The sequence below is a fragment of the Serinicoccus sp. CNJ-927 genome (assembly GCF_001942435.1).
In the GTDB taxonomy this organism is placed as follows: domain Bacteria; phylum Actinomycetota; class Actinomycetes; order Actinomycetales; family Dermatophilaceae; genus Ornithinicoccus; species Ornithinicoccus marinus.
This window is the reverse complement of the sequence record NZ_MKKF01000011.1, coordinates 271,538-290,084: the sequence shown is the minus strand read 5'-3', so window position 1 is coordinate 290,084 and position 18,547 is coordinate 271,538. Positions and strand designations below refer to the sequence as shown.

Here is an 18,547-nt window from a genome sequence, read left to right as displayed (position 1 = left end):
GCGTGAGCGGCATGCCTGCCCTGTCCGTCGTGGTCCCGTGCCTCAACGAGGAGGGCACCCTGGTCGAGCTGCACGGCCGGCTGCACGAGGTCGCCGCGGGCCTGGGCCTGGGCCAGGGAGGGCTCGAGGTGGTGCTCGTCGACGACGGCTCGACCGACGCCACGCTGGACCTCGCCCGGGGGCTCGCCGACACCGACCCCTCCACCGTGGTGCTGCGGCTGTCGCGCAACTTCGGCAAGGAGGCCGCGATGCTCGCGGGGCTGCGGGCGGCCACCGGGGACGCGGTCGCGCTCCTCGACGGCGACCTGCAACACCCGCCCGAGCTGCTGGCCTCGATGTACACCCTGCTCACGACGACCGACGCCGAGCAGGTCGTGGCCCGCCGCGACCGCGCCGAGGACCCCTTCGTGCGCTCGGTGCTGTCCCGGCTCTACTACCGGCTGGTCAACAGCCTGATCGAGACCGTCCGCATCCAGGACGGCGTAGGCGACTTCCGGGTCATGAGCAGGGCGTTCCTCGACGCGCTGCTCGCGCTGCCCGAGCGCAACCGCTTCTCCAAGGGGCTCTTCTCCTGGGTCGGCTTCCCCACCGCGACGGTGAGCTACCGCAACGTCTCGCGCGGCGAGGGCCGGTCGGCCTGGACGCTGCGCTCGCTGCTCAACTACGGGATCGACGGGGCGCTGGCCTTCAACACCCGTCCGCTGCGCCTGCTCATGCACCTCGGCGGCTGGGCCGTCCTGGCGGCCGTGGCCTACCTGGTCTGGCTGCTCGTCGGCTACCTGCTGCACGGCGTCACCCAGCCCGGCTACATCACGACCATCGCGGTCATCACCGGCCTGTCCGGCGTCCAGCTGCTCGCCGTGGGCGTCATGGGCGAGTACGTCGGCCGGATCTACCAGGAGGTCAAGGCCCGTCCGAGCTACCTCGTCCACGAGGTCATCCGGCACGAGGACGGAGGCAGTGACGACGGCACCGGCGGGGTCGGATGAGGTCGCTGCTGCGCTTCGTGCTGGTGGGGGTGGCCAACACGGCGGTCTACTACCTGCTCTACCGCCTGCTCCTGCTGGGTATGCCCTATGTCCCGGCGCACCTGCTCGGCTGGTCCGGGGCGGTGGTCTTCTCCTTCTTCGCCAACAGCCTGTTCACCTTCGGGGTGCGCCCCACCTGGCGCCGCTTCCTCGCCTACCCCCTCACGACCGTGGTCAACCTGACGTTCACGACGGTGGGCTCGGTGCTGCTGGTCGAGGCCGCCGGCGTGGACGAGCGCTACGCCACCCTGATCATGGGCATCGCCGCGGTGCCGCTGACCTTCGTCCTGACCCGCTACGTCCTCACGGCTGGTCGGGAGCAGCCCGCTGCCCCGCCCGGCTGAGGGTGCGCTGCCAGGTCGTCTCGCAGCCGGTCGTCCGGGTGGTCGCGCGGTCCTCGCGGCGCTCGGGGTCGGTCAGCAGGACCCCGTCGGGCAGGTCGTAGAAGTGGCGGAGGTCGCAGGCGTAGCGCGCGAGGTAGAAGGCGCGGCGGTAGGCATACCCCTCCTCCGGCAGCTCGGGCACGACGACCTCCCCGGAGCCGGCGGACCACGCCGCCTCGACCTCGGTCACGAAGGCGTCGTAGGCCGCGGCGTTGCGGGCCGCCCGGGAGGAGGTGACCGCGACGTAGACGCCCGCCGAGACGACCGCGCCGAGCACGCCGAGCACGAGCAGCGAGCGGGCGGCACGCTCCCCACGGACCCCGCGGTCCGCCAGCGCACCGAGGACGAGCCGCAGCGCGCAACCGGCGGCCAGCACCAGCGCCGTGGTGGGCAGGAAGAACGCGCGCTGTCCGCACACCGACGCCACGATCGGCACGCCAGCCGCCACCACGGCCGCACCGGTCAGCGCCAGGACGGGGTATGCCGCCCGCGCCCCCCACGCGTGGATGGTCAGGGCCAGCACGCTCACCACGAGCACCGCGGCGGCGCCGATGGTGAGCACGGCGAGGGCGGTCGCCGGGACGGCGGTGTCGGCGTCGGCGCAGAGGTCGGCGAGCCGGGGCCACCGGCGGCGGACGAGCCACAGCGCGACCCAGGCGGCCAGGCCGGTCACGACGGCGACCCAGCGGGTGCCGCGCCCGGCGAGCACGGCGCCGACCACCGCCAGGGTCCCGAGGACCAGCCACCAGCCGAGGGTGAGGGAGGCGAACATCAGCGTGGTCCGCGACAGCGCCTGCAGCAGCGGCAGCACGAGGTCCTCCTCGGTGGTCCGCCGCCACAGCCCGGGGGCGGTGGCCAGGACGGCGAAGCCGGCCAGGGAGACGACCACCGCGGCCCAGGTGCCCCGCTGCCCACGGCCGGGCCGGCGCAGCGCGAGCGCCAGCAGGGTGACCACGAGGGTCGCGACGGCCGACACCTCGTGGCCGATGTGGGCATACAGGACCACGGGGAGTGCCAGCCAGGCGCCCCGCCCGCCCAGCGCGCCGCTGACGGCCGCGGCGGCGACGAGGAAGGACAGCGTCGCGAGCGCGTAGTTGGCCAGGCCGGACACCCACAGCAGGCCCTCGCCGGTCAGCCAGGAGTGCGCCTGGACGGCGAGGAAGGGCAGCGCCAGCCCGAGGGCCGCCCAGGACGGGACGAGGCGCCGGGACCCGCCGGGCATCCGCAGCCAGGGCCAGGTGGCCAGCCCCATGAGCACCATGACGAGCGTCCCGATCACGGCGGCCCCGGGGCGGCCCCCGAGCAGGATCAGACGGGCCACCGCGTCGGCGGCGCGGCCGTTGCGCCAGGAGTAGTCGAAGCGCCACGACGCCAGCCAGCCCTCCACCGTCCGCACGTCGCCCGGCTGCTGCCCGGCCATCGCGTGCAGGACGTCGTCGCCGTGCGGGAAGCCGTGGCGGAGCACGAGCGCCCAGCCGCAGCCGGCCGCGAGCACGGCCACCACGACCGCCACCCTGCCGACGCGGGACGGGGTGGCCCCGTCCCCGGGCCGCGCGGGAGCAGTCGTCACGCCGCACACCCTGCCAGAGCCGCCGGCCCGGGCTCGGAGTGGCTCCGACGGGAGCACCCTCGCCCTGCGGCACAATCGGACCGTGACCCGTCCCGCCGCGATCGCCGCCCCCAACACCTACGCCACCGAGGCCGCCCGGCACGCCCTGGACTCCGGCGGCACCGCGGTGGACGCCGCGGTGGCAGCGATGATGACCGCCACGGTGACCGAGCCGGGCGTCATCTCCACGCTCGGCGGGTGCTTCATCAACGTGTGGGCCGACGGCGCGGACCCGGTGGTCGTCGACGGCAACGTCGAGATGCCCGGCCGCGGCATGAGCGCCGACGTCCGCGGGGCCGGGCTCATCGAGGCCGCCTCCGACTACGGCGGCGGCATGGTCACCTACGTCGGGCCCGGCTCGGTCGCCACCCCGGGGATGCTCGCGGCCATGGGCTGGGCGCACCAGCGCTTCGGTGCCGCGCCCTGGTCCGAGCTCATGCAGCCCGCGGCCGACGCCGCGCGCCGTGGCTATCCGCTGAGCCGCACCGCGCAGTCCTACCTCGTCCTCGTGACCGACACGATCCTGGCCTGGGACCCGGCGACCCGCGCGCTGCTCACCGTGGACGGCGGACCACCGCCGGTCGGGCACCACGTCGCCGACCCCGTGCTCGCCGACACCCTGGAGCACCTCGGCGCCGAGGGGGCCGCCACGGCCTACCGCGGGGACATCGCCCGGGCGATCGACGCCGACATGCGCGAGCGCGGCGGCCTGCTCTCGCTCGCCGACCTCGAGGCATACCAACCGGTCGTCCGGACCGCCCTGCGCAGCCGCCTCGGCCCGTGGGACCTCGGCTGCAACCCTCCGCCGTCGATCGGCGGCCCGGTGCTCACCGCGCTGCTGCGGCTGCTGGGGGCGACCAGCGGCGAGATCGAGCCGGCCCAGGCCGCGCTGGTGATGAAGGAGGTGCTCGACATCCGGCTGGACCGGATCGACACCGCCGAGGACCTCGAGGCCGCCGGCGCCGAGCTGCTGCAGACGCTGCACCAGATCGGGGCGACCGGGCTGCCGACCTCGCCCTCGACCGCGCACGTGTCAGTGGTGGACGGCGACGGTATGGCGTGCGCACTCACCGCGTCGGCGGGCTACGGCTCGGGCATGACGATCCAGGGCACCGGCCTGGTCGCCAACAACTCCCTCGGCGAGCTGGAGCTCAACCGGCTCGGCCTGCACGCGCTGGCACCCGGCACCCGGCTCGCCTCCAACATGGCCCCGACGACCGCCCGCCGCGACGACGGCGCGGTCCTGTCCATCGGCACCCCCGGCGCCGACCGGATCACGACGGCACTGGCCCAGGTGCTCACCCACATGGCCCGGCACGGCGAGAACCTCCAGACGGCGGTGGACCGCCCCCGGATGCACCCGCGCCGGATGCAGGACGGGAGCACCCGGATCGACCACGAGAGCGACGAGGCGATCGCCGCCAGCCTCGACGCCGCCGGGCTGACCCGGTTCGAGCACCCGCCGAGCTCGATGTACTTCGGCGGGGTCGGCGCCGCCCTGCGGACGCCGGACGGCGTGCTCACGGCGGCGGCGGACGACCGTCGGGTCGCGGCGACCCTGGTCACCTGAGCCACGCGGAGCGGGGCGTGACAGCATGCGGGTCATGGTCAACCTGACGCGCATCTACACCCGCACCGGCGACGACGGCAGCACCGCGCTGGGCGACAACGGCCGGACGTCCAAGACCGACGTGCGGCTGGCCGCCTACGCGGACACCGACGAGACCAACTCGGTGATCGGGGTCGCGCTGGCCTGCGGTGACCTTCCGGAGGAGATCCGGAGCACCCTCGCCCGCATCCAGAATGACCTCTTCGACGTCGGGGCCGACCTGTGCATGCCGCTGCGGGCGAGCTATCCCTGGGAGCCGCTGCGCGTCCGGGCCGAGTGGGTCGAGGAGCTGGAGGCCGACTGCGACCGCTACAACGCCGACCTGCCGACGCTGCGCTCGTTCGTCCTGCCCGGTGGTTCGGCCGGGGCCGCCCTGCTCCACCAGGCGCGCACCGTCGCCCGACGCGCCGAGCGGTCCACCTGGGCAGCCCTCGGGGAGTACGGCGACCAGCCCTCGGGCGAGGGCGCGGAGAAGGGCGAGGGCGGGGTCAACCCACTCACCGCGACCTACCTCAACCGGCTCTCCGACCTGCTCTTCATCCTCGCCCGCGTGGCAGCGACGACCGGCACCGGCGAGGTGCTCTGGCAGCCCGGCGGCGGCCGGGAGCAGTCCTAGGCGACCTGGGAGTTCCAGCCCGGGGGGACCGCCTCGACCCAGGAGCGCAGCGCGGTGTAGTGCTGCTCGCCGAGCGCCAGCTCGAAGCGTGCGGTGCCGTAGCGCACCGGCACCCGGATGAGGTGGGTCCCACCGAGGTCGGAGGCGTCCTGCGGGTCCAGCGGACCGGCCACGCCCAGGTCGAGGTTGCCACGCATCCACGGCCCGACGGACAGACCACCCCGTCCCTTGAGGGAGAGGCGGTCCTCGGTGAAGCGCAGCGTGCCCCGGCGCCACCCGTCAGACTCGGCGTCGGCGTCGCCACCGGCGCGGTAGGCGGCGGGCATCGACGGGCAGGTGCTGCCGCGCTGCGCCGCCAGGTGGAAGGAGAACAGCCCCAGTCCCAGGATGACCAGGCCGCCGACGACGGCCAGGAGCACCAGGACGAGGGATGCGGTCATACGGTCAGGTATGCCCTCAGCTCGCGGCCAGCGAGCCGGCGTCGACCCGGTCGGCGACGATGACCACCTTGTCCTCGTCGACGGAGAGGAATCCCCCGTCGATGGTGACCTCCTGCGCCGACCCACCTGTCTGGATGCGGACCTGCCCCTCGACCAGGACCGCCAGCACCGGGGTGTGACCGGGCAGGATGCCGAGGTCGCCCTCGATGCTGCGGGCGCTCACCATCGACGCCTCGCCCTCCCAGACCTTGCGTTCCGCGGCGACGAGCTCGACCTGCAGTGCACTCACGAGTGATGTCCCTTCGGGTGGGTGGTTCGGTCATCGAGTCTACCGGCTCGCGCCGCGGCCTCGGCACCGGCCGACGGTCCGGTCTCGACCGCCCGGGTCAGCCGGTTGACCGCGTGCATGCCGTGGTGGACCAGGAGTGCGGCGGCGGTGCCGAGCGCGATGCCCTCGAACGTCAGGGCCCCGGCGGACCAGGTGTAGTTGGCGATCCCGACGACGAGGGCGACCGCCGCCGTCGCCAGGTTGATCGGGTTGCCGAAGTCGACCCGGTGCTCGACCCAGATCCTCACCCCGAGGACGCCGATCATGCCGTAGAGCACCGTCGCCGCCCCACCGAGGACACCCGCGGGCACGGTCTGGATGAGGGCCCCGAACTTCGGCAGGAAGGCCAGTGCGACCGCGGTCAGCGCGGCCACCCAGTAGGCCGCCGTGGAGTAGACCCGGGTCGCCGCCATCACGCCGATGTTCTCCGCATAGGTCGTCGTCCCCGAACCACCACCGGCGCCGGCGAGCGTGGTCGCGAGGCCGTCCGAGAGCAGGGTGCGACCCAGCAGGTGGTCGAGCGCGTCGGCCGAGTCCCCGGTCATCTGCGCCACCGACTTGACGTGCCCGATGTTCTCGGCGACGAGGACCAGCACGACGGGCAGGAAGAGCCCGACCACGCCGAGGTGGAACTCCGGTGCCATGAGCGGCGGGAGGCCCAGCCAGCGCGCCTCGGCCACCGCGGAGGTGTCGACCTCGCCGCGGAGCAGGGCGACGGCATACCCGAGCAGCACCCCGAGCAGGATCGACAGCCGGCCGAGCAGCCCGCGGAAGAGCACCGTGCAGAGCAGGATCGCCACGAGGGTCGCCAGCGCCGTCACCGGGGCCTGCTCGACATTGCCCCAGGCGGCCGGGGCGAGGTTGAGCCCGATGAGCGCGACGATCGTGCCGGTGACGACCGGCGGCATGAGCCGGGCGACCCACCCGTGCCCGACGAGCTGGACGACCAGACCGACCGCTGCCAGGCCGACACCGGCCATGACCACCCCGCCCAGGGCGCCCGCCGGGCCGTGCTGGGACTGGGCTGCGGCGATCGGGGCCAGGAAGGCGAAGCTGGACCCGAGGTAGGACGGCACCTGGCCCGCCGTGAGGAGCAGGAAGAGCATCGTGCCGAGCCCGCTGAAGAGCAGGGTCGTGCTCGGTGGGAAGCCGGTGATGAGCGGCACCAGGAAGGTGGCGCCGAACATCGCCACCACGTGCTGCATCCCGATCCCGACGGTCGGCAGCCAGGCCAGCCGCTCCTGCGGCCCGACCACCTCGCCCGGGGCGATCCGGTGTCCGTCACCGTGCACGGTCCACATGGGTCAGGGCCTCCTCGAGGTCACGGCAACCATTCACGGCGCTCGGTGGGCAGGAGAGCAACCATTCACGGCGCTCGGTGGGCACTGGACAGGCCTTGTGCCCCCGGCGCGGGGGACACAAGGCCTGTCCGGTGACGATCAGACGGTGACGCCTGCGGTCAGCTGTTCTTCTCCAGCTCGGCCGCCTGCCGCTCGACGTCCTCGAGCCCACCACACATGAAGAAGGCCTGCTCGGGGAGGTGGTCGTAGTCGCCGTCTGCGACCTTGGTGAAGGCCTCGATGGTCTCGCTCAGCGGCACGGTCGAGCCCTCGATGCCGGTGAACTGCTTGGCGACGTAGGTGTTCTGCGACAGGAACCGCTGGATGCGACGGGCGCGGCCGACGAGGATCTTGTCCTCCTCGGAGAGCTCGTCGATACCGAGGATCGCGATGATGTCCTGCAGCTCCTTGTAGCGCTGCAGGATCGACTTGATCCGGACCGCGGTGTCGTAGTGCTCCTGGGTGATGTAGCGCGGGTCGAGGATCCGGCTGGTCGAGGTCAGCGGGTCCACGGCCGGGTAGATGCCCTGCGAGGCGATCGGGCGGGACAGCTCGGTCGTCGCGTCCAGGTGGGCGAAGGTGGTCGCCGGGGCCGGGTCGGTGTAGTCGTCGGCCGGCACGTAGATCGCCTGCATCGAGGTGATCGAGTGACCACGGGTCGAGGTGATCCGCTCCTGCAGCGTGCCCATCTCGTCGGCGAGGTTCGGCTGGTAGCCCACCGCGGACGGCATACGCCCGAGCAGCGTCGAGACCTCGGAGCCGGCCTGGGTGAAGCGGAAGATGTTGTCGATGAAGAGCAGCACGTCCTGCTTCTGCACGTCGCGGAAGTACTCCGCCATCGTCAGGGCGGACAGCGCGACCCGCAGCCGGGTGCCCGGGGGCTCGTCCATCTGGCCGAAGACGAGCGCGGTCTGGCCGAGGACGCCGGCCTCCTCCATCTCGACGATGAGGTCGTTGCCCTCACGGGTGCGCTCTCCGACGCCGGCGAAGACCGACACACCACCGTGGTCCCGGGCGACGCGGGCGATCATCTCCTGGATGAGCACCGTCTTGCCGACGCCGGCACCGCCGAAGAGGCCGATCTTCCCGCCCTGGACGTACGGGGTCAGGAGGTCGATGACCTTGATGCCGGTCTCGAACATCTGGGTCTTGGACTCCAGCTGGTCGAAGGCCGGGGCCTGGCGGTGGATGCCCCAGCGCTCGTTGACCTCGAGGGTCTCCCCCTCGGGCAGGTCGAGCACGTCGCCGGTGGCGTTGAAGACGTGACCCAGGGTCACGTCGCCGACGGGCACGGTGATCGGGCCGCCGGTGTCCTGCACCTGCGCGCCGCGGACCAGGCCGTCAGTCGGCTGCAGGGAGATGGCGCGGACCATGTTGTCGCCGATGTCCTGGGCGACCTCGAGGTTGACGGTCTTGGTCTCCCCGCCGATCTCGACCTCGGTCTTCAGCAGGTTGTAGAGCGCCGGCATCTGCCCCGGGGGGAACTCGACGTCGACGACGGGGCCGATGATCCGGGCCAGGCGACCCGCGGCGCCCTGGGTCTGCTCCGTGGTGGGAGCCTCGGTGGTGGCAGTCATGGCTGCGTGCTTCCTCTCACTTGGCGTCGGCGAGGGCGCTCGCGCCGCCCACGATTTCGCTGATCTCTTGGGTGATCTCGGCCTGGCGGGCCTGGTTGGCAAGACGCGTGTAGGTCTTGATGAGCTCCTCGGCGTTGTCCGTCGCCGACTTCATCGCCCGCTGGCGGGCGGCGAGCTCGGAGGCGGCGGACTGGAGCAGGGCGTTCCAGACCCGGGAGGTGATGTAGCGCGGCAGGAGCGCGTCGAGCACCTCGGCGGCGTCCGGCTCGAAGTCGTAGAGCGGGAAGCCGTTCTCCGGGGTCTTCGGCGCCGCGTCCTCCACGACCTCCAGCGGCAGCAGGCGGGTGACCTGCACCTCCTGGGTCACCATGTTGACGAACCGGGTGTAGACGAGGTGCAGCTCGTCGAAGCCACCCTCCTGCGAACCCTTGACGAACTCGCCGATCAGCCGCTCGGAGATCTCCTGCGCGACGTCGAACGTCGGGGAGTCCGAGAAGCCGCTCCAGGAGTCCTCGAACGGGCGGCTGCGGAAGTTGTAGTAGGACTCCGCCTTGCGCCCGGTCAGGTAGGGCACGAACTCCATGCCGGAGTCCTGCACCAGCTCACGCAGCTGCTCGCTGCGCTTGAGCACGTTGGCGGCGTAGGCCCCGGCGAGGCCGCGGTCGGAGGTGATGACCAGCACCCCCGCCCGCTTCGGCGCCTCCCGCTGTGTGGTGAGCGGGTGGTCGACGTCGGCGTGGGTGGCCACGGCCGACGCCGCGTGGGTGATCGCCCGGGCGTACGGCGTCGTCTCCGCGACCCGCTGCCGGGCCTTGACCACCCGGGAGGCCGCGATGAGCTCCATCGCGCGGGTGATCTTCTTGGTCGACTGGACGGACCGGCTGCGCTGGCGGTACTCCCGCTGCTGCGCTCCCATATCTCGCCTCTCTCGTCTTCGCTGGTGGTCGTTCGGTCAGCTGGTATGCCCGGCGCGTCAGCTGCGCTGGACGGTCAGCTGCTCCTGGTCGACCTCGTCATCGTCCATGGCCTCGGCCGGGTCCTCCTCGGCGGAGCCGAGACCGACCTCGGCGCTGTCGTCCGGGGTGAACTCGGACTGGAAGGCCGACATGGCGTCGGCCAGCGCCTGCTCGGTGTCGTCCCCGAGCTTGCCGCTCTCGCGCACGCCGTCCAGCAGGCCGTCGTGCTCGCGGCGCAGGAACTCGACCCACTCGGTCTCGAACCGGCGCACGTCGCTCACGGGCACCTCGTCGATGTGGCCGTTGGTGCCGGCCCAGATGATCGCCACCTGCTCCTCGACCGAGACCGGCGAGGACTGCGGCTGCTTGAGGATCTCGACCATGCGGGCACCGCGGGCCAGCTGGGCCTTCGACGCCTCGTCGAGGTCGGAGGCGAACATCGCGAAGGCCTCCATCTCCCGGAACTGCGCCAGGTCGACCTTGAGCCGGCCGGAGACCGACTTCATCGCCTTGATCTGCGCGGCGCCGCCGACGCGGGAGACCGAGACACCCACGTCGATCGCCGGACGGACGTTGGAGTTGAACAGGTCCGCCTGCAGGTAGATCTGGCCGTCGGTGATGGAGATGACGTTGGTGGGGATGTAGGCCGACACGTCACCGGCCTTGGTCTCGATGATCGGCAGCCCGGTCATCGAGCCCGCACCCATCTCGTCCGAGAGCTTGGCGCAACGCTCGAGCAGCCGCGAGTGCAGGTAGAAGACGTCGCCCGGGTAGGCCTCGCGGCCCGGCGGACGGCGCAGCAGCAGCGACACGGCGCGGTAGGCCTCGGCCTGCTTGGACAGGTCGTCGAAGACGATGAGGACGTGCTTGCCCTGATACATCCAGTGCTGGCCGATGGCCGAGCCGGTGTAGGGCGCGAGGTACTTGAAGCCGGCGGCGTCCGAGGCGGGCGCGGCCACCACGGTGGTGTAGTCCAGCGCGCCGTTCTCCTCCAGCGTGCCGCGCACCGAGGCGATGGTCGAGCCCTTCTGGCCGATCGCGACGTAGATGCAGCGCACCTGCTTGTCCGGGTCGCCGGACTCCCAGTTGGCCTTCTGGTTGAGGATCGTGTCGATCGCCACCGTGGTCTTGCCGGTCTGGCGGTCGCCGATGATGAGCTGCCGCTGGCCGCGGCCGATCGGGATCATCGAGTCGATCGCCTTGATGCCGGTCTGCAGCGGCTCGTGCACCGACTTGCGAGCCATGACGCCGGGAGCCTGCAGCTCCAGCGCGCGGCGGCCCTCGGTCTCGATGTCGCCCAGGCCGTCGATCGGCTGGCCCAGCGGGTTGACGACGCGGCCCAGGTAGCCGTCGCCGACGGGCACCGAGAGCACCTCACCGGTGCGGCGGACGTCCTGGCCCTCCTCGATCCCGGAGAAGTCGCCGAGCACGATGACGCCGACCTCGTGCACGTCGAGGTTGAGCGCCAGCCCGAGCGTGCCGTCGGCGAACTCGAGCAGCTCGTTGGTCATCACCGAGGGCAGACCCTCGACGTGGGCGATGCCGTCACCGGCGTCGACCACGCGGCCGACCTCTTCGCGGGAGGCCGTGCCCGGCTCGTAGGACTGGACGAACTGGTCCAGGGCGTCCCGGATCTCCTCGGGACGGATCGAAAGCTCCGTCATGTCTCTTCTCCTCGTCGTGGCCCTGGGCTTGTGGTCGGGCCGGTGCTGTGGGGTCTGTGGTGGGTAGGGTCAGCCGGCCATGAGGCGTCGGGCCTGGTCGAGCCGGTGGCTCACGGTGCCGTCGATGACCTCGTCGCCGATCTCCACCCGGATGCCACCGACGACATCGGGGTCGATGACCACGTTGGTGCGGACGGCGCGGCCGTACTGCCGGCTCAGGGTGGAGCGCAGCGACTCCTCCTGATCGGGCCGCAGCGGCACCGCGGTGGTGACGACCGCCGTCACCTGGTCCTGGAGCTCGGCGGCCTGCTCGATGTATGCCGTGAGCGTGCGCTCGACACGGGACCCACGGACACCGACCGCGGCCTGCTCCACGAGCGTCACGGTCTCCGGCGCAGCCTTGACCGACAGCAGCCGCCCGACGAGCGAGCGCTTGGCCTCGACCGGCGCGCGCCGGTCGCCCAGGGCCGACTGCAGGTCGGGGGTGGACTCCACGATGCGGCTGAAGCGGAAGAGTTCGTCCTCCACCTGGTCCAACCGACCGGCCCGCTGGGCGTGCACGAGCTGCGCCTCGACGCTGACCCGCTCGAGCGCGGTCGCCAGGTCGGTCACGCCGGACCAGCGCTGGGACACCGTGGCCTTCGCGGCGTGCAGCGCCCCGGCACCGATCTTGCCGCTCAGCAGCCGCTGCGCGATCGCGGCGCGCTCCGACCCCTCGCGCGAGGGGTCGGCCAGGGTGCGGGCCAGGACGGCGTTGCTGTCGACGAGACGGGCGACGGCCCACAGCTCCTCCCCCAGGCGGCTGGTGTCGATCGCGCCGCCGTCGTGCTGCAGCACCTCCTGCAGGCCCTCTCGGGCCCCGTGCAGGGAGCGGCGGTAGGCGCTGTCCATCAGCGTGCCTCGTCGCCCGCGCCGGCCTTTTCCGGGGCGATGGCGCCGGAGTCGAGGTCGGCGAGGAAGCGGTCGATGATGCTGCGCTGGCGCGCCTCGTCGTCGAGGGACTCCCCGACGATCTTGCTCGCCAGGGCGGTCGAGATCTGTCCGACCTCGCCCCGCAGCTGGACCATGGCCTGCTGGCGCTCGGCCTCGACCTGCTTGTGCGCGGTCTCGGTGATGCGGTTGGCCTCGACATTGGCCTGCTCGCGCATCTCGGCGATGATCTGCGCGCCCTGCTCCTTGGCCTTCTCACGGATGTGCGCGGCCTCGGCCCGGGCGTCGCCGAGCTGCTCCTCGTACTTCCGCTTGGCGGCGGCGGCCTCGGCCTCCGCCTTCTCGGCACGCTCCATGCCGCCCTCGATCGCGGACGTCCGGTCGGCGTAGGCCTTCTCCAGGTTCGGGACGATCTTGCTCCTCACGAAGAAGAACAGGATGGCGAAGGCGATCAGGCCGAAGATCAGCTCCGGCACGTAGGGCAGGATCGGGATGGCGTTCTCGCCGGCGCCCATGGGCTCGGCGGCGTCCTCCTCGGCCGCGGCCCTCAGCGCGCCCGCAACGATCGTGGTGTAGTCCACGAGCGGCTCCTCACGTGTGCGTGTCCGTCACCGGGGGGACCGGTCGGCGGACGGGTGTCGGGTGGGGCGGGTGATCAGCCGGTGAAGTAGGCGATGAAGAAGAGCACCAGGCCGAAGATGGCCAGCGCCTCGGCCAGCGCGAAGCCGAGGATGGCGATCGGCTGCAGCTTGCCCTGCGCCTCGGGCTGGCGAGCGACGCCGTTGATGTAGGCGGCGAAGATCAGACCCACGGCGATGGCCGGGCCGATCGTGGACACGCCGTAGCCGAGCAGGGTGATGTCACCAGTCACGTCAGTTTCTCTTTCTGTTGAGGTCCCGGCGCCCGCAGGGCTCCGGAGGCTTCTAGTGCGTATTCAGTTGTGGTGGTCGGGCAGCGGGACGGGCTCAGTGCTCGTCCGCGAGCGCGCCGCCGATGTAGGAGGCGGCGAGCAGGGTGAAGACGTAGGCCTGCAGGAACTGGATCAGCCCCTCGAAGACGGTGAGCAGCAGGCCAAGCCCCCAGGCCGGGAGGGCCACCAACATCAGGCCCGGCTCGTAGGTCTTGAAGAGGTACCACCCTCCGACGATGAAGACCACGAGCAGCATGTGTCCGGCGAACATGTTGCCGAAGAGTCGCAGCGCCAACGTGAGCGGCCGGGTGATGAAGAAGGTGATGAGCTCGAGGAAGAGGATGAAGGGCTTGATCCAGCCCGGCAGCCCGCTCGGCAACATGCCGCCCAGGTAGGCCATCACGCTCCCGGCCTTGCGCAACCCCACCCAGTGGTAGACGACGTAGACCAGCAGCGTCAGGCCGATAGGGAAGCCGATCCGCGCCATGGCCGGGTTCTGGAACGGCGGGATGATGCCGAAGAGGTTGTTGAGGAGGATGAAGACGAAGAGCGAGAAGAGGAACGGCACGAAGGGCATGAAGTCCTTGCTGCCGATCATGTCCCGCGCGATGCCGTTGCGCGCGAAGTTGTAGACCTGCTCGGTGATCCACTGCCCCTTGCCGGGGACGATGGCGGCGCGCCGGGTGGTCATCCACAGCCAGACCATGAGGACGACCGTGGCGATGGCGACCAGAGCCATGGGCCGGGTGAAGTAGTAGTCCGTGCCCGGGATGGCGAACATCGGCTGCCAGAAGTCTCCCGGCGTGGGCGGGAAGTGGCTGTCGTCCCCCGCCATCGGCAGGGCGAGGCCAGCGGCCGTCAAGGTCGCACTCACGCGTTCTCCTCCACACAGTTGTTCGGGGACATCGAGCCCTGCGGGCGGGCAGGGATTGGCCCGGGCACCGGCGTCATGACCTACCGTACCTGAGCCAGATGACGTACATCGACGCCACCATGCCGACCACCACGCCCACGGGCAGCAGGAAGACGGTGCCGAGCCACCGGTCCAGCCCGAGGCCGACGAGGCCGAAACCGGCCGGCCCGGCGAGCAGGTAGGCGATGGCGCCGGTGGCGAGGTCGGTCTGGGCGCTCATACCCTCGACCTCCGGCTCGTGACCGCCGTGCGGCGACGGGGTCCTCACGAGGCCCTCGCCACCGTCGGGAGGTCCAGCTCGGAGCGGGACCGCAGGTATCCCACGACCAGCCCGACCTGGAAGCCGAGCCCGACCAGCACGAAGGCCACCACCAGCGGGACGATGACCAGCCAGGCCGTCTGCCCCAGGGCCCAGATGACCCCGGCCAGCGCGGCCATCTGCACCACGAAGACCGCGAAGGCGCCAGCCATGGTGCTGGCCGTCGGGCCGGCGAGGACGCCCCTGATCCCCACCACCCCGAGGGCGAAGACGACGACCGACAGCACCGCCCCGATCAGGGCAGACACCCCGGCCCACTCCCCTGCTGCGGCCCAGGCGAGCAACGGGACCACGACGACCAGCGGAAGGCTTCCGGCCAGGCCGGCCACCAGCATCGTCCGCGCAGCCGGGCGGCTGGCGGTCGCGGCGGGTGTCGAGGTCATGGCGTCACGGCTCCGGGTCTGAGGCGGGGTCGTCGGTGCTTGTGAAAGTTATCACAAGCACCGGCGACGCGACGAACCCGCTGGTCACGGCCCTACGGACGCGAGCCATCCGTCACCGCCTCGGGGGCGGAGCGCAGGGTCAGGCCGACCGCCAGCACCAGCAGCCCGAGGATGCCGACCAGGGACACCCAGAACGGCAGGTAGGCGAAGGACACGCTGCCGGCCGCGACGAGCAGCGCCCAGAGGTAGAGCAGGATCACCGCCCGCCGGTGGCTGTGCCCGATGTCGAGCATCCGGTGGTGCAGGTGGCCCCGGTCCGGCTTCCACGGCAGCTGCCCGGCGCGCGTGCGGCGCAGCACGGCCAGGACCATGTCGAGGAAAGGCAGCGCGAGGATGGCCAGCGGCATGAGTATCGGGAGCAGGATGGCGGTAGCCGCGGACACGCTGGCGACTGAGGAGTTCGGATCCACGGACCCCGTCATCGAGATCGTCGCGGCTGCCAGCAGCAGGCCGAGCAGCAGCGCGCCGGCGTCCCCCATGAAGAGCCGGGCGGGATGGAAGTTGTGGGGGAGGAAGCCCAGGCAGACGCCGACCAGCGCGGCGCTGATGAAGGTGGCCTCGGAGAAGACGTTGGGCGGGTCGAAGTTGCGGCTCGCCAGGTAGGTCCACCCGAAGAACGCGGCGGCGGAGATGAGGACGATGCCGGCCGCCAGTCCGTCCAGCCCGTCGATGAAGTTCACCGCGTTGGTGGAGATGACGACCACCAGGACGGTCAACGTCACCATGACCGGCTCGGGGAGGACCGTGACGCCCAGGATCGGCAGCGACTCCAGCTGCACGCCGTAGAAGGCCATGATCCCGCCGGCGAGGATCTGGCCAGCGAGCTTGGTCAGCCAGTCCAGCTCGCGGATGTCGTCCATGGCGCCGAGCCCGGTGATGAGGACCGCGGCCGCCAGCACGCCGAAGAGTCGGGGCGTCGCGTCGAAGAGCTGCCCGTGGTAGGGCAGCTGGGAGCCGAGCAGCACCGCCGCCGCGAAGCCCAGCAGCATGGCGACTCCGCCGAGCCGCGGGATCGGCACCGAGTGGACGTCGCGGTCGCGCACCGCCGTGATGGCGCCCACGCGCAGGGCGAGGCGGCGGACCAGGGGGGTGGCCAGGTAGGTCACGATCGCTGCCGTCAGCAGCACCATCATGAACTCGCGCACCGGCGCCTCTCCCCTCTTGGCGGCTCGAGACGGCGGTCTGCCGCGCGGCCCCGTCCCGAGTCAGCCCGCGGCGGGCTCGGGGTAGGCGGGGTAGGACGTCACGAGCTCGCCGACCTGGGCCCGGATCTCCCGGGCCACCGGGTGCTCCGGGTCGCCGTCGGTCTCGGTGACGGCCCGGTGGATGAGGTCGGCGATGGTGCCCATCTGCTCGGTACCCATGCCCTGCGTGGTGACCGAGGGGCTGCCCACCCGGATGCCCGAGGCCACGTTGGGCTTCTCCGGGTCGAACGGGATGGCGTTTTTGTTGAGCACGATCCCCGCGGCGTCGCAGCGGGCCTCGGCGTCCCGGCCGGTGACCCCGACGCCGCGCAGGTCGTGCAGGGACAGGTGGGTGTCGGTCCCTCCCGTGATGGGACGGATGTCGTGCGCGTCGAGCGCACCCGCCAGCGCGGCGGCGTTGTCGAGCACCTGCTGGGCATAGGCCTGGTAGGCCGGGGTCATGCACTCGGCGAAGTTGACCGCCTTGCCGGCGACACCGTGCATGAGCGGGCCGCCCTGCATCATGGGGAAGACCGCGCGGTCGATCTTCTTGGCGTGCTCCTCCTTGCAGACGATCGCCCCGCCGCGCGGACCGCGCAGCACCTTGTGCGTCGTGAACGACACGATGTCGGCGTGCGGCACCGGCGACGGGATGACCTTGCCGGCGACCAGCCCGATGAAGTGGGCGGCGTCCACCCAGAAGATCGCGCCGACCTCGTCGGCGATCGCGCGGAAGCGCTCGAAGTCGATGAGCCGCGGGATCGCCGAGCCGCCCGCGAGGATGATCTTGGGCCGGTGCTCCTTGGCCAGCGCTTCGACCTGGTCGTAGTCGATGTCCTCGGTGTCCTGGGCGACGCCGTAGTGCACGGCGTTGAACCACTTGCCCGAGAAGCTCACCTTGAAGCCGTGCGTGAGGTGCCCGCCGTGGTCCAGGGACATGGCCAGGATGGTGTCCCCCGGGGAGGCGAAGGCGCCGTAGACCGCCTGGTTGGCGCTCGCCCCGGAGTGCGGCTGCACGTTGGCGTGGTCGGCGCCGAAGAGCTCCTTGGCCCGCTCGATCGCGAGCTTCTCCACCTTGTCGACCTCGGCGCACCCGCCGTAGTAGCGGGCGTCCGGGTAGCCTCGGCGTACTTGTTGGACAGCGTGGACCCGAGGGCGGCGAGGACCGCCGGGCTCGTCTGGTTCTCGCTGGCGATCAGCTGGATCCCGGCCCGCTGCCGGTCCAGCTCGGAGACGAGGAGCCCGGCGATGTCCGGGTCCTGCTCCAGCAGCGCGGAGAACGAGGGGCCGTAGTAGGTGTCCGGACTCACGCGGGTCGTCATGGGCCTCACTCTAGGGGGTGGCCGGTGGACCCCGGGGACGAGGACGCCGCGGAGGAGGGCGCCGGGATGGTGCGCACCGCGTCCCGCACCGCCACGACACCGCTGGGCGTGATCGAGCCGACCAGCGCGGCCTGGTCCTCGCTCGCTCCCCCGGCGGCAGCGTCGAGCGCTGCCTGCGACGGGTCCCCGCCGGCCTGCGCGCGGCCTGCGGCCTCCGGTGAGTCGTGCAGGACGGTGGTGCCGAGCACGGCCCGGAGGTCCTCGGCACCCAGCGCTCCCCGCCGCAGCACCACCGGCTCCTCACCGGTGCAGTCCACGATCGTCGACGGTTCACCGCCGGTCCGCGGCCCACCATCGAGGTAGGCCGCGACCGCGCCCCCGAGCTGGTCCAGCGCCTCCTGCGCGGTCGTGGCGGCTGGCCGGCCGGTGACGTTCGCGCTCGTGACCGCGAGCGGCCCGACCTCCGCCAGCAGCGTCAGGGCGATCTCGTCGCCCGGCATGCGCAGGGCGACGGTGCCGTTGGTCTCGCCCAGGTCCCACTGCAGCGACGGCTGGGCGCGCAGCACGAGGGTGAGCGGGCCGGGCCAGAACTGCCGCATGAGGATGCGGGCATACATCGGCAGGTCGGTCGCCAGCCCGTCCACCGTCCGCGGGTTCGGCACCAGCACGGGTGGGGGCATCTCCCGCCCGCGGTGCTTGGCCGCCAGGACCATGGCCACCGCGACGACGTCGAAGGCATCCGCCCCGACGCCGTAGACCGTGTCGGTCGGCAGGACCACGACCTTGCCCTCGCGGACCACCTCCGCGGCACGCGCGAGCGAGGACTCGCGCTGGTTCTCGTCCGTGCAGTCGAGCAGGCGGTCCTGCGGCGGCGTGGCGGACATGGGGCCTCCCGGATCGGCAGGGACGTGGATCCGGGCCATCTTCCCACGACCCGGCCGGGTCGCTTCGACTTGCAGGGTTCAGCGGGCGGCAG

The 18,547-nt window shown here is 71.8% G+C and carries 19 protein-coding genes and 1 pseudogene; 4 read left to right on the top strand and 16 right to left on the bottom strand.

Annotated elements, in window-relative coordinates:
• The first annotated feature begins 11 nt into the window (after nt 1-11).
• Nucleotides 12-989 (top strand): glycosyltransferase family 2 protein, encoded by a 978-nt coding sequence (locus BJF86_RS05355; RefSeq protein WP_075817389.1) that lies wholly within the window; start codon nt 12-14, stop codon nt 987-989.
• A complete protein-coding gene (locus BJF86_RS05350; protein WP_022924385.1) occupies nt 986-1,372 on the top strand; it encodes a GtrA family protein in 387 nt (128 codons plus the stop codon). The genes BJF86_RS05355 and BJF86_RS05350 overlap by 4 nt, the downstream gene beginning before the upstream one ends.
• On the opposite strand, the gene BJF86_RS05345 is transcribed toward BJF86_RS05350, so the two are convergent.
• A complete protein-coding gene (locus tag BJF86_RS05345) occupies nt 1,332-2,981 on the bottom strand; it encodes a DUF6056 family protein (RefSeq protein WP_143553694.1) in 1,650 nt (549 codons plus the stop codon). The two genes, BJF86_RS05350 and BJF86_RS05345, sit on opposite strands and share 41 nt — an antisense overlap.
• Nucleotides 2,982-3,063: 82 nt before the next feature.
• On the opposite strand from BJF86_RS05345, the gene BJF86_RS05340 reads away from it, so the two are divergent.
• On the top strand, nt 3,064-4,590 hold the full coding sequence (locus BJF86_RS05340; protein WP_075817234.1) for a gamma-glutamyltransferase: 1,527 nt from the start codon (nt 3,064-3,066) through the stop codon (nt 4,588-4,590).
• Nucleotides 4,591-4,624: 34 nt separating this feature from the next.
• Nucleotides 4,625-5,245 (top strand): cob(I)yrinic acid a,c-diamide adenosyltransferase, encoded by a 621-nt coding sequence (locus BJF86_RS05335; protein WP_075817387.1) that lies wholly within the window; start codon nt 4,625-4,627, stop codon nt 5,243-5,245.
• Here BJF86_RS05335 and BJF86_RS05330 read toward each other — a convergent pair.
• From BJF86_RS05330 to BJF86_RS05260, 15 genes and pseudogenes are all read right to left on the bottom strand, one after another.
• Entirely contained in the window at nt 5,242-5,685 is a 444-nt protein-coding gene (locus BJF86_RS05330) for a DUF2550 family protein (RefSeq protein WP_075810801.1), read from the bottom strand. The two genes, BJF86_RS05335 and BJF86_RS05330, sit on opposite strands and share 4 nt — an antisense overlap.
• Nucleotides 5,686-5,701: 16 nt before the next feature.
• A complete protein-coding gene (locus tag BJF86_RS05325) occupies nt 5,702-5,974 on the bottom strand; it encodes a F0F1 ATP synthase subunit epsilon (protein WP_075810800.1) in 273 nt (90 codons plus the stop codon).
• Nucleotides 5,971-7,314 carry a uracil-xanthine permease family protein gene (locus BJF86_RS05320; RefSeq protein ID WP_075817233.1) on the bottom strand — a complete coding sequence of 448 codons (1,344 nt, stop codon included), beginning with the start codon at nt 7,312-7,314 and terminating at the stop codon, nt 5,971-5,973. The genes BJF86_RS05325 and BJF86_RS05320 overlap by 4 nt, the downstream gene beginning before the upstream one ends.
• A gap of 158 nt (nt 7,315-7,472) precedes the next feature.
• Nucleotides 7,473-8,930, bottom strand: coding sequence for a F0F1 ATP synthase subunit beta (gene atpD, locus BJF86_RS05315; RefSeq protein WP_075817232.1), 1,458 nt, complete (start codon nt 8,928-8,930; stop codon nt 7,473-7,475).
• 16 nt (nt 8,931-8,946) lie between these two features.
• Nucleotides 8,947-9,846: a F0F1 ATP synthase subunit gamma gene (locus BJF86_RS05310; protein ID WP_075810798.1), complete on the bottom strand. Its 900-nt coding sequence runs from the start codon at nt 9,844-9,846 to the stop codon at nt 8,947-8,949.
• Nucleotides 9,847-9,903: 57 nt separating this feature from the next.
• On the bottom strand, nt 9,904-11,550 hold the full coding sequence (gene atpA / locus BJF86_RS05305) for a F0F1 ATP synthase subunit alpha (protein ID WP_075817231.1): 1,647 nt from the start codon (nt 11,548-11,550) through the stop codon (nt 9,904-9,906).
• A gap of 69 nt (nt 11,551-11,619) precedes the next feature.
• A complete protein-coding gene (locus BJF86_RS05300; protein ID WP_075817230.1) occupies nt 11,620-12,441 on the bottom strand; it encodes a F0F1 ATP synthase subunit delta in 822 nt (273 codons plus the stop codon).
• Nucleotides 12,441-12,995, bottom strand: a complete 555-nt coding sequence (locus BJF86_RS05295; RefSeq protein WP_075817385.1) for a F0F1 ATP synthase subunit B — start codon at nt 12,993-12,995, stop codon at nt 12,441-12,443. Before BJF86_RS05295 ends, BJF86_RS05300 begins: the two co-directional genes overlap by 1 nt.
• 140 nt (nt 12,996-13,135) lie before the next feature.
• Nucleotides 13,136-13,351, bottom strand: coding sequence for an ATP synthase F0 subunit C (locus tag BJF86_RS05290; protein ID WP_075810795.1), 216 nt, complete (start codon nt 13,349-13,351; stop codon nt 13,136-13,138).
• 94 nt (nt 13,352-13,445) lie between these two features.
• Entirely contained in the window at nt 13,446-14,264 is an 819-nt protein-coding gene (gene atpB, locus BJF86_RS05285) for a F0F1 ATP synthase subunit A (protein ID WP_237767357.1), read from the bottom strand.
• A gap of 73 nt (nt 14,265-14,337) precedes the next feature.
• The gene (locus BJF86_RS05280; protein WP_075810811.1) at nt 14,338-14,523 is read right to left on the bottom strand and encodes a hypothetical protein; all 186 of its coding nucleotides are present in this window, start codon (nt 14,521-14,523) and stop codon (nt 14,338-14,340) included.
• Between the two features lie 44 nt (nt 14,524-14,567).
• A complete protein-coding gene (locus tag BJF86_RS05275) occupies nt 14,568-15,005 on the bottom strand; it encodes a hypothetical protein (RefSeq protein ID WP_075817229.1) in 438 nt (145 codons plus the stop codon).
• A 92-nt stretch (nt 15,006-15,097) separates the two neighbouring features.
• A complete protein-coding gene (locus BJF86_RS05270; protein WP_075817228.1) occupies nt 15,098-16,210 on the bottom strand; it encodes a glycosyltransferase family 4 protein in 1,113 nt (370 codons plus the stop codon).
• Between the two features lie 60 nt (nt 16,211-16,270).
• Nucleotides 16,271-17,571: pseudogene (gene glyA, locus BJF86_RS05265) on the bottom strand (serine hydroxymethyltransferase).
• Nucleotides 17,572-17,576: 5 nt separating this feature from the next.
• A complete protein-coding gene (locus tag BJF86_RS05260; protein WP_143553693.1) occupies nt 17,577-18,455 on the bottom strand; it encodes an L-threonylcarbamoyladenylate synthase in 879 nt (292 codons plus the stop codon).
• Nucleotides 18,456-18,547 lie beyond the last annotated feature (92 nt).

Bases quoted from the DNA above. Each gene is read 5' to 3' on its own strand.
- BJF86_RS05355 (WP_075817389.1), top strand. From the start codon at position 12: ATGCCTGCCCTGTCCGTCGTGGTCCCGTGCCTCAACGAGGAGGGCACC.
- BJF86_RS05350 (WP_022924385.1), top strand. From the start codon at position 986: ATGAGGTCGCTGCTGCGCTTCGTGCTGGTGGGGGTGGCCAACACGGCG.
- BJF86_RS05335 (WP_075817387.1), top strand. From the start codon at position 4,625: ATGGTCAACCTGACGCGCATCTACACCCGCACCGGCGACGACGGCAGC.
- BJF86_RS05330 (WP_075810801.1), bottom strand. From the start codon at position 5,685: ATGACCGCATCCCTCGTCCTGGTGCTCCTGGCCGTCGTCGGCGGCCTG.
- BJF86_RS05320 (WP_075817233.1), bottom strand. From the start codon at position 7,314: ATGTGGACCGTGCACGGTGACGGACACCGGATCGCCCCGGGCGAGGTG.
- atpD (WP_075817232.1), bottom strand. From the start codon at position 8,930: ATGACTGCCACCACCGAGGCTCCCACCACGGAGCAGACCCAGGGCGCC.
- BJF86_RS05310 (WP_075810798.1), bottom strand. From the start codon at position 9,846: ATGGGAGCGCAGCAGCGGGAGTACCGCCAGCGCAGCCGGTCCGTCCAG.
- atpA (WP_075817231.1), bottom strand. From the start codon at position 11,550: ATGACGGAGCTTTCGATCCGTCCCGAGGAGATCCGGGACGCCCTGGAC.
- BJF86_RS05300 (WP_075817230.1), bottom strand. From the start codon at position 12,441: ATGGACAGCGCCTACCGCCGCTCCCTGCACGGGGCCCGAGAGGGCCTG.
- BJF86_RS05295 (WP_075817385.1), bottom strand. From the start codon at position 12,995: ATGGGCGCCGGCGAGAACGCCATCCCGATCCTGCCCTACGTGCCGGAG.
- BJF86_RS05280 (WP_075810811.1), bottom strand. From the start codon at position 14,523: ATGAGCGCCCAGACCGACCTCGCCACCGGCGCCATCGCCTACCTGCTC.
- BJF86_RS05275 (WP_075817229.1), bottom strand. From the start codon at position 15,005: ATGACCTCGACACCCGCCGCGACCGCCAGCCGCCCGGCTGCGCGGACG.
- BJF86_RS05260 (WP_143553693.1), bottom strand. From the start codon at position 18,455: ATGTCCGCCACGCCGCCGCAGGACCGCCTGCTCGACTGCACGGACGAG.